Source organism: Marinovum sedimenti (assembly GCF_054052205.1).
On sequence record NZ_CM133223.1, the window covers coordinates 657,936 to 670,594 of the forward strand.

10 protein-coding genes, 1 tRNA gene and 1 pseudogene are annotated in these 12,659 nt (G+C 61.9%); 8 read left to right on the top strand and 4 right to left on the bottom strand.

Translation table 11 applies throughout. From position 1 onward, the window contains the following. Positions 1 to 243: 243 nt before the first annotated feature. Both ACW9UO_RS03175 and ACW9UO_RS03180 read left to right on the top strand, forming a co-directional pair. Positions 244 to 798 (top strand): annotated as a pseudogene (locus tag ACW9UO_RS03175) (fasciclin domain-containing protein); the annotation flags it as partial. 18 nt (positions 799 to 816) lie between these two features. Further along, positions 817 to 1,347, top strand: coding sequence for a fasciclin domain-containing protein (locus ACW9UO_RS03180; protein ID WP_457088594.1), 531 nt, complete (start codon positions 817 to 819; stop codon positions 1,345 to 1,347). A gap of 101 nt (positions 1,348 to 1,448) precedes the next feature. Here ACW9UO_RS03180 and purU read toward each other — a convergent pair whose 3' ends face one another. The 3 genes from purU to ACW9UO_RS03195 all read right to left on the bottom strand — a co-directional run bounded on the left by purU (position 1,449) and on the right by ACW9UO_RS03195 (position 3,499). Beyond that, a complete protein-coding gene (gene purU, locus ACW9UO_RS03185; protein ID WP_457087541.1) occupies positions 1,449 to 2,333 on the bottom strand; it encodes a formyltetrahydrofolate deformylase in 885 nt (294 codons plus the stop codon). Between the two features lie 248 nt (positions 2,334 to 2,581). Beyond that, a complete protein-coding gene (locus tag ACW9UO_RS03190; RefSeq protein ID WP_457087542.1) occupies positions 2,582 to 2,884 on the bottom strand; it encodes an SH3 domain-containing protein in 303 nt (100 codons plus the stop codon). Between the two features lie 105 nt (positions 2,885 to 2,989). Then, a complete protein-coding gene (locus tag ACW9UO_RS03195) occupies positions 2,990 to 3,499 on the bottom strand; it encodes a cell wall hydrolase (protein WP_457087543.1) in 510 nt (169 codons plus the stop codon). A 307-nt stretch (positions 3,500 to 3,806) separates the two neighbouring features. On the opposite strand from ACW9UO_RS03195, the gene ACW9UO_RS03200 reads away from it, so the two are divergent. From ACW9UO_RS03200 to ACW9UO_RS03225, 6 genes are all read left to right on the top strand, one after another. Continuing rightward, complete coding sequence (locus tag ACW9UO_RS03200) at positions 3,807 to 4,676, top strand: phosphate/phosphite/phosphonate ABC transporter substrate-binding protein (RefSeq protein WP_457087544.1); 870 nt, start codon at positions 3,807 to 3,809, stop codon at positions 4,674 to 4,676. A gap of 47 nt (positions 4,677 to 4,723) precedes the next feature. Next, the gene (locus tag ACW9UO_RS03205) at positions 4,724 to 6,901 is read left to right on the top strand and encodes an ATP-binding protein (protein WP_457087545.1); all 2,178 of its coding nucleotides are present in this window, start codon (positions 4,724 to 4,726) and stop codon (positions 6,899 to 6,901) included. Positions 6,902 to 7,012: 111 nt separating this feature from the next. After that, positions 7,013 to 9,367, top strand: a complete 2,355-nt coding sequence (locus ACW9UO_RS03210) for a Tex family protein (protein ID WP_457087546.1) — start codon at positions 7,013 to 7,015, stop codon at positions 9,365 to 9,367. Between the two features lie 170 nt (positions 9,368 to 9,537). Next, the gene (locus tag ACW9UO_RS03215) at positions 9,538 to 10,683 is read left to right on the top strand and encodes a DNA cytosine methyltransferase (RefSeq protein WP_457087547.1); all 1,146 of its coding nucleotides are present in this window, start codon (positions 9,538 to 9,540) and stop codon (positions 10,681 to 10,683) included. Beyond that, on the top strand, positions 10,676 to 11,422 hold the full coding sequence (locus ACW9UO_RS03220) for a GIY-YIG nuclease family protein (protein ID WP_457087548.1): 747 nt from the start codon (positions 10,676 to 10,678) through the stop codon (positions 11,420 to 11,422). The genes ACW9UO_RS03215 and ACW9UO_RS03220 overlap by 8 nt, the downstream gene beginning before the upstream one ends. A gap of 47 nt (positions 11,423 to 11,469) precedes the next feature. Beyond that, positions 11,470 to 11,543 (top strand) — tRNA-Gly (locus tag ACW9UO_RS03225). Here the strand turns inward: ACW9UO_RS03225 and ACW9UO_RS03230 are convergent. Further along, positions 11,532 to 12,656 (bottom strand): acetoin utilization protein AcuC, encoded by a 1,125-nt coding sequence (locus tag ACW9UO_RS03230; RefSeq protein ID WP_457087549.1) that lies wholly within the window; start codon positions 12,654 to 12,656, stop codon positions 11,532 to 11,534. The genes ACW9UO_RS03225 and ACW9UO_RS03230 overlap by 12 nt on opposite strands. Positions 12,657 to 12,659: the final 3 nt, after the last annotated feature.

The following is a 12,659-nucleotide window of genomic DNA, read 5'->3' on the forward strand; positions in this document are numbered from 1 at the left end:
GTACACCTATGAGACGGCGATGACGCCAACTGCAAGATCGAAGCCGAGGTTCGCACATCTCAAACCGCCCAAGGCAGTCGCTTGCCTTGCGAGACCCGCCGCAGACGCACCACAGCAATCAAGTCACGCAACAACACGCGCGATCACGACAGCGTGACAGGTGAAAACTATCGGCAACTTGCCGCCGTACTTCCTTTTATCCCGCGCCGATTAACGGTGCGTTAAGAGAACAGGAAGTACCACATGAACCGCATTCTTTCCGCCACCGCGCTGACCGCCGTCCTTGCAATGCCCGCATTTGCCGCAAGCCATTCCCAAACCGAAAACCCGATGGTTGGCGGCGCGCCGATGTTCGCCGAAAAGAACATCATCGAGAACGCGGTCAATTCCGCCGATCACACCACGCTGGTCGCCGCTGTCAAAGCCGCCGGTCTGGTCGAAACGCTCTCTGGCCCCGGCCCGTTCACCGTATTCGCGCCGACCAACGCCGCCTTTGCCGCGCTGTCCGCAGGCACCGTTGACACATTGCTGCAACCCAACATGAAGGACGACCTGACCAAGGTTCTGACCTGCCATGTGGTGGCTGCCGATGTGATGGCGATGGCGATCAAAGGCATGATTGACGATCATAACGGCACCCACCCTGTTGAAACTGTCGGCGGCTGCATCCTGCAAGCCACCTATCAAGGCGACAGCATCATGCTGACCGACGAAACCGGCGGCACCGCCACAGTCACCATTGCAGACGTCAAGCAATCCAACGGCGTGATCCACGTTATTGATACCGTGCTGTTGCCCGGCGCCAAGGATGCGGCGATGGAAAAAGACGCGGACATGGACACCAAGATGGCCGATGCAGATGTGCCGACGGTTGGCGGCGCGCCGATGTTCCCCAACAAAACCATCGTTGAAAACGCGGTGAATTCCGCCGATCACACCACTTTGGTTGCCGCTGTAAAGGCCGCCGGTCTGGTTGAAACGCTCTCTGGCCCCGGCCCGTTCACCGTGTTTGCGCCGACCAATGATGCCTTTGCCGCCCTGCCTGCGGGCACTGTCGACACCCTGCTGAAGCCGGAAAACAAAGGCCAGCTGACCAAGGTTCTGACCGCGCATGTTGTGGCGGGCAATTGGACCGCTGCTGATCTCATCCGCGAAGCGCGCAAAAGCAAGGACGGCTTCTATCACTTTGCGGCCGTATCGGGCGATGCGCTTTCGGCAAAGGTGACGTCGGGCAACCGCGTGTTCATCTTTGACGAAAACGGCAATGCGTTTGAGGTCACTCAGGCCGACGTGATGCAATCCAATGGCGTGATCCATGTGGTCGAAGGCGTGCTTTTGCCGCGCTAAGCCACTCTGACTGCTAGAATACACCACTCACAGAACACCGAAGCCGCCCCGGATCACCGGGGCGGTTTTTTTGCTGGGCAGATAGGCCGCGCCCTTGGGTCTTAGCCCATGCGTTCAGAGCTGTAGCTGCCGGGCGACGCCGGGAAAATCACGGTTTTATTGCCGTTGAGAAACACCCGGTGGTGGGCATGGGCATGGATCGCCCGCGCCAAGACGCCCGCCTCAACATCGCGCCCAAGCGAGACGTAATCCGACGCGCTTTGCGCCTGGGTGATCCGCACGATGTCCTGTTCGATGATCGGGCCTTCGTCGAGATCCGCCGTGACATAATGCGAGGTCGCGCCAATCAGTTTCACGCCGCGCTCATAGGCTTGTTTATACGGGTTCGCCCCCTTGAAGGACGGCAGGAACGAGTGGTGAATGTTGATAATCCGCCCCGACATCTTTTGGCACATCTGATCCGACAGGATCTGCATATACCGCGCGAGCACGATCAATTCTGCCCCGGTATCCTCGACCACAGACATGATCCGCGCCTCGGCTTCGGGTTTGTTTTCCTTGGTCACTTTGATGTGGTGGAACGGGATATCGTGGTTCACCACGACCTTTTGATAATCCATGTGGTTGGAAATCACCGCCACCACTTCGATCGGCAGCGCGCCGATGCGGACCCGGTACAACAGGTCGTTGAGGCAATGGCCAAAGCGCGAGACCATGATCACAACCCGCATCTTTGTCGATTGGTCGTGAAAGTCATAGGTCATGTCAAACGGCGTGGCGATGGCCTCAAATCCGGCGCGCAGATCGTCAAGATCGGCCCCGGTTTCCGCCGTGGCGCTGACGCGCATAAAGAACTGTCCGTTGTCAGAATCGTCGAACTGGGCGCTGTCGGTGATATTACAGCCCTTGTCCGCCAGATACGTCGAGATCGAGGCGACAATACCGCGCTGCGAGGCGCAGGTCACGGTCAGGCAAAACTTGGTCATGGGGTATTCCTTGGGGTGTCGGGCAGCTCAGGGGACGACTGCACAGAGGTTGGCAGGCTGGGCATAGCGCGCCGCGCGGCGCGCAAGCAATGGCAAACGGCTCGCATCTTGGGGGCTTCGGGGCAAATTGCGGGCCTTGTGACGGGTCTTTCAGCGCAGTGCGGCACAGTTATTTCCGATGATGGTCGATATTTCGCATCAGGGATACCGCGTTTCCGGTGCCTCGGCCCCGTCACTGGCCCGCCGGTTTACATCTCGCGCAGATAGGCCCAGGACACAAAGCCTTCGATCCGGCGCGCCCGGTCCAAGGAGACCTTGCACCACCGCGTGCTACCGGTTTGCTGACAGCTTTTGACCCGCACCACCGTGCCATTGGGCAAGCCAAGGATCACGATATAGCCGGTGCCCGGCCCGGCCCGCATCTTGAGCATATCCTCGCCCTCGACGCCGTAAACCTCGTGCCGGCCCAAGGATGCCGCCGACGCGGGATCGACGTTTAGAACCGTGCTCGCCACCAGCATTGCCAGCGCGCTCAGGATTGATTTACGCATTGTCTGCTCCTGTTTTTTGCCTCAGCGACAGGTGTAAACCGTCGCGGGATTAAACGGAACAGACAGATGCGACGCGGCGGTGATTTTGGCCCGACGGGCGCAGGCTTAGCCCGTGATGCCCTCGGTCGGCGGCAAAGGCGAAGGCCGGGTGACGTTCGCCGGTTTGCGCTTTTCATAAAACGCATTTCCGCCCGCCGTCACCACGTAATGAATGTTGTTATACGCCGCGTGATACCAGGCCGCGTGGAAAAACCGCGCCTTGGTCACCATCGGATGACGCTCGCCGCTCAGCACCGCCCGCGCCGACTCGAACGCCAAAGGCGCACCGCTGTCGCGCATCGGTTTGGTCATCACACCGGGGGCAAACTGGTTCTTCTGGCCGACCACGCCACAGACCGTGTTGGGGAAGGCATCCGATTTGACCCGGTTCATCACCACGGTGCCCACAGCGATCATGCCATCGCGGCTTGAGCGGTTGGATTCGAAATACATCGCGCGCGCCATGCAGTCGACCTCTTTGCCCGAGGGCCGCGGGGCCTTGGGTTCGGATTGGCCGCAGGCGGCAAGCAGGGCAAATCCGGTCAGGGCCACGGCGGGCAGGCGAATTGCTGTCATGAGGGGCACTTTGGCATTCCCGGCATAGTTTCGATTGGCGTTTTTCTGCGGCGTACTTACCCGGCAACACCCGCCAGCGGCAAGGGCTCTGCACGTCATCCGAGCAATCGACCGCCGAGACCCGCCGTTTTGCGCCACACGGATAGGCCGGTCAGGCGCGCATGCCAGTATCGCGTTGCCCGTGATGTGCTATACGAAAGAGACCAACTCTATTCATCCGATGCAAGAAATCTTGGCTAACTATTCGTTAGAACTTGCCACGTAAGACCATAGAGATCGAAGGTAGGGTGAAATGATGAAAAAGTTCATGAAAATTCGAGGCATTGCGCTGGCATTGACCCTGGGGGCCACTGTCGCCACCGGTGTCGGCGTTGCGACCGGGGCCAGCGTTGCGTCTGAGGCGGCGGCGCAAGAGACCTATACCTTTGGCGTTGTTCCACAATTCGAGGCGCTGCGGCTCAACACGATCTGGGCCCCGATCCTTGAGAAACTGTCTGACGCCACCGGGCACAATTTTGAGATGATCGGCGCGCCGAGCATTCCGGAATTTGAAGTGGCCTTTGACGATGGCGCTTATGACTTCGCCTATATGAACCCCTATCATTCGCTGATGGCGCTTGAGTCGCAAGGCTATGTCCCGCTGGTCAATGACGCCGGGCGCAAGCTGTTTGGCATTCTTGCAGTGCCGCTCGACAGCCCGGTGCAGTCGGTCCAGGACCTCGACGGTAAGAAGATCGCCTTTCCGGCACCCAACGCGCTTGGCGCCTCGCTGCTGATGCGGGCCGAGCTGGACTTGGTCTATGGCATCGACTTTGAGGCCAGTTTTGTGGCCACGCATACCTCGGCCTATCTTAACGCGATCTTTGGTGAGACTGACGCCGCCAGCGGTGTGATGGGCACGTTCAACCGCCAAGATCCGCAAATCCGTGACCGGCTGCGCATTCTGCACCGCACGCAAGAGGTTGCGCCGCATCCGGTTGTCGCCCACCCCCGCGTGCCGGCCGAGGTCCAAGAGGCCGTGCGCGCCGCGTTTCTGGAATTGGGCGAAACCGAAGAAGGCCGCGCCCTGCTGGCCGAGGTGCCGATCCGGCAGATCGCGGTCGCAACTGTGCAAGATTTTGAACCGCTGCGCGACGCCAATCTGAAGGCCTATGTTGTAAAACCGAGCGAGGAGTGATGCTGGCAAGGTTCCAACCGAACCTGAGGTCGACCGTACTCGGCTCCATGCTGTTGATTGCATTGGCGTCCGGGCTGATCTTTGTTCACGTCTGGGTGCCCCGGCTGAATGCGCAAAGCATTGGCGTGCTGTCGCGCGAAGCCGACCGGCAGCTGGATGTGATCGGCAAGAGCCTGACGCCGTTCCTGCTCAACAACCAGTTTGCCGGGATCCATGAGACGCTGGATTCGTTGATGAACAGCCGGGACAACTGGGTGGAAATCAGGCTCGAAAACGCGGAAGGCCGGCTGATCTATCCGTTTTTCGCGCCTGTCGAGGCGGACCACGCGCAGTATTGGAGCACCACCAAGACCATCACCTTTCAGGACAGATCGCTTGGCGAAATTGCCCTGACCGTGGATTTCTCCACCGATTTGCAACGGCTTACGGGGGTGGCGCGCAATCTTGGGCTGTTGGGTCTGTCGCTGGTGATCGTCTTGCTGATGGTGATCTGGCTGGTGATGGAAAGTCTGGTGATCCGACGGCTCAAGATCCTGTCGGATGCCGCGCGCGAGATTTCGGTCGGCAATTACGCCGCCGTACTGCCGCCCACCGGCAAGGATGAGGTTGGCACCCTGTCGGAAAGTTTCAGCAACATGCGCGAGAGCATTCGCCGCAATGAGGCCGAACTGACCGAGGCGACCCACAAGGCGCAGCAAGCCACCGAAGCAAAATCGCAGTTCCTCGCCACCATGTCGCATGAAATCCGCACCCCTCTGAACGGGGTCATCCCGGTGGTGGAGCTTTTGGCCGCGACGGACCTTGATGCGGACCAGCGGCGGCTGGTCGATACCATCCGCATTTCCGGCGAGGCGCTGGGCTCGATCATTGACGATATCCTTGATTTCTCGCGGCTTGATGCCGGGCGCATGTCGATGCGCTCTGCGCCTTACGTGCTGATCGACCTGATCGAAGACGTCTGCGACATCCTTGGCCCCAGCGTGCAGAACCGACAGCTTTCGATCCAGAGCCATGTTGATCCTGCCTTGAGCGGCGGCTTTCTGGGGGATGGCGAGCGGCTACGCCAAGTCATTCTGAACATTGCAGGAAATGCCGCCAAGTTCACCGAAACCGGCGGCATCTGTGTCTGCGCCAGCCAGACGTCCGACGATGCCGGTGCGGATTGGATCCGGGTCGAGATTTCCGACACCGGCATCGGCATTCCGGAAGACGAGCTGGACAATATCTTTGGCCGCTTTGCCCAGGTCGACAGCGGCGCCACCAAGAAATTTGGCGGCAGCGGACTTGGCCTCGCGATTTCGCGCATGTTGATCGAGGCGATGGGCGGCGAAATTGGCGTGCGCAGTCAAACCGGCGTTGGCAGCACGTTCTGGTTTACCCTGCCCCTGATTGCCGATCCCGCGCAGCACGGCGTTATTCAGCGCCGCGAAGCGCCCGGACTGCTGGCCCTGCTCGACGACGATTCCGCGCCTGATGGCCCGCTGATTGCACGCACCCTCACCGAATACGGGTACGATCTGCGCATTTTCGCCAGCATCGATGCTCTGCACGCCGCGAATATTGCGCCTGCGCGTCTCCTCCTGAATGCGCCGCCCGATCATCCGGGCAGGCTCGGAGAGTGGCAAGACGGGTTGGACCGTGGCCCTTTCAAAACCGTGCCTCGGGTGATCCTGAGCACATCGACCGAACGGACCGAGGCCCCGCACACCGCGCTGCTGCTCAAGCCGATCCACTGCCGCGACCTTCTCGCCAGCCTTGCGGCCCCTCTGCCCGAGGTGGCGCAAATCACCGCGCCTGCCGATCCAGACGCGCCAGAGCGCGCTCTGCATATTCTGGTCGTGGACGACAACGTTATCAACCAAGAGGTCACAAGCGCGATGCTCGAGGCCTTGGGCCACACCTCGGTGGTGGTGGGCGATGGGCAAACGGCCATCGATACGGTGGCGGCCATGCCGTTTGACCTTGTTCTGATGGATGTGCAGATGCCAATCATGGACGGCCTCGAAGCCACCCGCCAGATCAGATCGCTTGACGGCCCGCCGCGAGAGACAACGATTTATGGCCTCAGCGCCAGCGCGATGGAGGAAGAAGCCCGCAAATGTTTCGACGCCGGCATGGATGACTTCCTGTCCAAGCCGCTGAACCGCAAAAAGCTGCAAGCCACGATTCAATCCGTGCGCGACGCCGCAGCACGCAACACCGCCGCCCTACCCCCAAGGCCCTGACCCAACCCGCACCAATCCCTTCAGCGGTTTGGCGCGAATTTGCAGCACAGGGGCTGGCGCGGCATCGATGGGGCCGCTATGTCTTTGGTCCCGCATCACGAGGAGCATGCCTTGGACCAGACCCCCGCCTCTTCCGTAGCCCCTTCCGCGGCCCAGACCGCAGACCGGATTGCCCGCATCATCGCCACCGAGATTGCCGCGGGCCCCCATCAGGTGGCCGCCGCAACCGCGCTTCTGGACGAAGGCGCCACAGTGCCCTTTATCGCGCGCTACCGGAAGGAAGTCACCGGCGGGCTTGATGACACGCAACTGCGCAATTTGAACGAACGCCTCGGCTATCTGCGCGAGATGGAGGCCCGCCGCGCGACGATCCTCGACACGATCAAGGGTCAGGGCAAATTGACCGCTGACCTTGCCCGCAAGATCACCCAGGCCGACAGCAAGGCGGTGCTCGAAGACATCTATCTGCCCTACAAACCCAAACGCCGCACCAAGGCGATGATTGCGCGCGAAAACGGGCTAGAGCCATTGCTGCGCGCCATCCTCGACGGTCGACAGTCCAAGCCCGAGGCGCTGGCCGAGCGCTTCCTTGGCGAAAACGTCGAGACGGTGAAAGCCGCGCTGGAAGGCGCGCGCGATATTCTGGCCGAGGAGCTGTCGGAAAACGCTGACCTCTTGGGGCGGTTGCGCGACTTTATGCACAAAGAGGCGCTGGTGCTGGCCAAGGTGCAAAAGGGCAAAGAGGCCGAGGGGGCGAAATTCTCGGATTATTTCGACCACAGCGAGAAATGGTCCAACATCCCCGCCCACCGCGCGCTGGCGATTCTGCGCGCCTCAAAGGAAGGCATCCTGACGGTCTCGATCGAGCCCGAGCCCGAAACCGGGCCAGAGCGCGCCACCGGCATGATCGCGCGCGCCATTGGTATTCCCGGCGTGGGGCCGGGCGACGACTGGCTGCGCAGCGCTGCGGCCTGGACCTGGCGCGTCAAGCTGAGCCTGACGATGTTCATGGACCTGCTCGCCGATCTGCGCCGCAGCGCCCATGATGAGGCGATCCGGGTGTTTTCGTGCAATCTCAAGGACTTGCTGCTGGCCGCGCCTGCCGGTGCCAAGCCGACGTTGGGCCTTGATCCGGGCATCCGCACCGGGGTCAAGGCGGCCGTTGTGGATGCCACTGGCAAGGTGCTCGACACCGCCACGCTTTACCCCTTCCCGCCCCGTCGCGATGTACGCGGGTCCGAGGAACAACTGCTGCACTTGGTGCGCAAACATGGTGTCGAGCTGATTGCCATCGGCAATGGCACCGCCAGCCGCGAGACTGAGAAATTCACCGGCGACACGCTGAAAATGCTGCCGTCCGGCCCAAAACCGACCTGCGTTGTGGTGTCCGAAGCCGGGGCCTCGGTCTATTCCGCATCGGAACTGGCGGCCAAGGAATTCCCCGATCTAGATGTATCCTTGCGCGGCGCGGTGTCGATTGCGCGGCGTCTGCAAGATCCGCTGGCCGAACTGGTGAAAATCGCCCCCGAAAGTATCGGCGTCGGCCAGTACCAGCACGATGTTGACCAACGCCGTCTCGGCACTGCTTTGGAAGCTGTGGTCGAGGATGCGGTGAACGCGGTGGGCGTTGATCTCAACACCGCCTCGGCACCGCTATTGGCGCATGTCGCCGGGTTGAGCACGCGGCTGGCCGAGGCGATTGTTGCGCATCGCGATACCCAAGGGGCCTTTGCCTCGCGCAAAGCCTTGTTGAAGGTCGCCGGTGTCGGGCCGAAAGCCTTTGAACAAAGCGCCGGGTTCCTGAGGATTCGGGACGGCAAAGAGCCGCTTGATGCCTCCTCGGTTCACCCCGAAGCCTATGATGTGGCGCGGCGGATCGTGAAGGCCTGCGGGCGCGACATCCGTCAGATCATGGGGCAGGAACAGCTGCTTAAGGGACTGCGCGCCGAGGATTTCGTCGATGCCAGCTTTGGTCTGCCAACGGTACAGGACATCCTGAGCGAGCTGCAAAAACCGGGCCGCGACCCCCGCCCAAGCTTTAAAACCGCGAGCTTTGCCGAGGGGATCGACGCGATCACCGATCTCAAACCCGGCATGTCGCTGGAGGGCACAGTGACCAACGTCGCGGCCTTTGGGGCCTTTGTCGATGTCGGGGTGCATCAGGATGGTTTGGTGCATGTTAGCCAATTGGCGGACCGCTTTGTCAAAGACCCGCATGAGGTGGTGAAAGCCGGTGATGTGGTGCGCGTGCGGGTGACCGAGGTCGATGTCGCGCGCAAACGCATCGGGTTGACCATGCGTAAACAGGGCGGAGCCGAAAGCAGCGGTGGCAAACCTACCCCGGCAGAGCGGTCCAAGGGCGGCGGCGCGGGCAAGCGCACGGCCGCGCCCAAAAGCCAACCTGCGCGCGAAAACAGCCAAGGCGCGCTGGGCGCAGCCCTGATGAATGCGATGAAGAAACAGTAACGCTGCAATGTGCCGCGCGCCCACCGCGCGCGGCACCATCTGTTCCGCATTCGTTCTTGCGGCGCACTGCGGTTTGCGGCATAGTCCAAGCAGATTTTCGGCGCACCTGATGTTACCCTTGGACAATCGCCCGCGCCTTGGGATACTCAACATCTAGCGACGGAGGGACAATGCCGCACACCTACTACGATTTCTTTGCCGGCGGCGGCATGGCCGGATACGGCCTTGGGGCGGAGTGGTCCTGCCTGTTCGCCAATGACATCGACGCCAAGAAAGCCACGAGCTACCGCGCCAATCACCACGGCGGGCGCGAGCTGTTGTTGCGCGACGTGGCGCAGGTGACGCTTGCGGATCTACCGGGCAGCGCCGATCTCGTTTGGGCCTCCTTCCCCTGTCAGGATCTGTCGCTGGCGGGCAATGGCGCGGGCCTAGCGGGCAAGCGCAGCGGTATGTTCAAGCCGTTCTGGCAACTGATGCGCGGGCTGCATGCCGAGGGGCGCGGCCCCAAGATTATTGCGCTGGAAAACGTCTATGGCGCGATCACCAGCAATGGCGGCCGCGATTTTGCCACGCTTGCCGCCGCGTTTTCCGGGCTTGGCTATCGCTTTGGCGCGGTGGTGGTGGATGCGGTGCACTTCCTGCCGCAATCGCGCCCGCGGTTCTTTATGATCGGCATTCGGCCCGACTTGGCCATCCCCGAGGCACAGACCGCCGATGGCCCCTGTGCCCTGTGGCATCCGCCCGCGTTGATCGAAGGCTGCAACCTGTTGTCGAAATCCGCAGCGGCGCGGTGGCAGTGGTGGACCCTGCCGGTGCCGCCCGCGCGCAACACCACCCTTGCCGCCTTGATCGAAGACCAACCGACCGGCGTGAAATGGCACACAAAGGCCGAAACCAAATACCTTTTGGACATGATGACCGAACACAACCGCCAAAAGGTTGAGGCCGCCAAACAGGCCGAGGGCCGCATTGTTGGCACCATCTATCGCCGCACCCGCCCCGACGCCAACGGGGTGAAACGCCAGCGCGCCGAGGTGCGCTTTGATCAGATCGCCGGGTGTTTGCGTACCCCTGCTGGTGGATCAAGCCGCCAGACCATCATGGTGGTCGATGGCACCAAGGTGCGGTCGCGCCTGCTGTCCACGCGCGAGGCGGCGTCGCTTATGGGATTGCCCGAAAGCTATGTGCTGCCCGAGCGGTATAACGAGGCGTATAAACTGGCCGGTGACGGGGTTGCCGTGCCGGTGGTGCGCCACCTTGCGACATCGATCTTCGAACCGGTGCTAAAGCGCAATCGGTTGGCTCTTGTTGCCTGATCTGTTCCAAACGGCGGGGCTTGAGCTCCACACCCCGGACGACACCAGCGATCCGCCCTTCGAAACCTCGGATCTGCGCGCGAACCTCGCGCAGTTTCTAAGCCAGGCGTTCGACGACCCGATCACCGGCCAACCCCGAATGATTGGCGGTTTCAAATGGGGAGTCTATGCCTTTTTCGACTATGACGGCGAGCCGATTTATGTCGGCCAGACCAAGGAAAAGGTCAGCACCCGCATCCGCCGCCATCTGACCAACCAGCGCACCGATGCGGTGGCGATGTCGGTGCTTGACCCGTTCGAGGTGTTCGAGGTCGAGGTTTGGCCGCTGCCGCAGTTTCAAAAAACCGGGGCCACCGATGCCGGTGCCAAGGCGCATCTCGATGCGCTCGAAGACCTCGTGTATCAAGAAGCGATTGCGGGCAGCACCTTTAAGGCGGTGCTCAACGAAAAGGACCCGCCTGCCCCGACCGTCACCGTGACCAAGCCGCCGTCGCTGCGGTTTCGGCTGGTCTCGGACGAGGTGCACCGGATCCGCTCACATCCCGATTTCCGCATTGCGAGGCGGGCGCTGACGCTCTCGCGGCTGGCGCAGGTGATTTCCGAACGCAAGGTACAGGGGGGATTGCGGCGGGTGTTGTTGACCCAAGCCAAGCGTCTGCAATGGCTGGCAGAACGGCGCTATACCGCCCTCGGCGGCCCGGCCTCGGTGGAAACCGAAGGCTCAGATGACGACCAATGAATTGACGGCTTGCAGAGCGCCAGATGAACCAGTATTCAGGCAGCGTTGCGGGTGTAGCTCAATGGTAGAGCAGTAGCTTCCCAAGCTGATGACGAGGGTTCGATTCCCTTCACCCGCTCCATCCCCAGTCCGTTACGATCTGCGCGCCAGCCGCCGCCAAAGCTTCGATCTCCGGGCGCACCGCCCCAAGACGCGGCACATCGCGCAACGTGGTTGTGAGGTAATCCGGCACCGGCCCGCGCTGGCGATGCCAGGTCAACGCCTCGAGCACCTGTTGCGGCGCGCCCTGCAGCGTTGCGGGCATCTCGCGTCCATTCAGCGTGCCCCAAACCCCGGTCCACAGCCGCCCAACGCTCCACGGATTATAGCCGCCGCCGCCCAGAACCAGCAGCCGAGGCGTGGCAGGCATAAGCGCGCGGAGCAGATCGAGGTGGGCGTTGTTGGACAGGCTCAACCGCGCCAGCGGGTCTTCGGCCACGGCATCGGCCCCGCATTGCAGCACGATTACCTGCGGATCAAGGCGCGCAATCGTAGGCAAGATCACGAGGTCGCGCAGCCGGGCAAATTCGCTGTCGTTCAGCCCTTTCGGCACCGGCAGGTTAAGTGCAGCGCCCCCGGCCCGATCCGCAAACGCGCCGGTAAAAGGCCAGCGCCGCGCTTCATGCACCGACAGCATGCGGATGTCATCGGCCCCCGCCAGCGCGGCTTCGACCCCATCACAATGATGCGCGTCGATGTCGATATAAAGCATGCGCGACAGCCCCTGCGCGCGAAACGCCAGCAAGGCCAGCACCGGGTCGTTGAGATAGCAAAAGCCGCTGGCCCGGTCGGAAAATCCGTGGTGCGTGCCACCACCGGGATTGTACACGATGCCGCCGTCAGACAGCAGCGAAGCCGCCAGAAGAGACCCACCGGCGGCCGTTGCCGGACGGCGAAACATCTCGGTAAAGATCGGGTTCGACAGCGTGCCAAGACCGTGCAGATCGCGGATCTCTGGCGTCACCGCCTGCGCCGCCTCTGCCGTCTGAAGCGCATCGAGATAGCGAGGGGTATGGAACGCCGCGAGCGCCACCGGTTTGGCCCGAGGCGACACACGATATTGCGCCTCGGGCAGCCAGTCGAGCGCGCGGCACAAGTCGATCACCGTCGGCACGCGTGGGATCGAAAGCGGGTGCTGGACGCCATAAGAAGACCCGCGATAGATGCGCGATCCTATGAAGATCGGTTGCGCCATGCG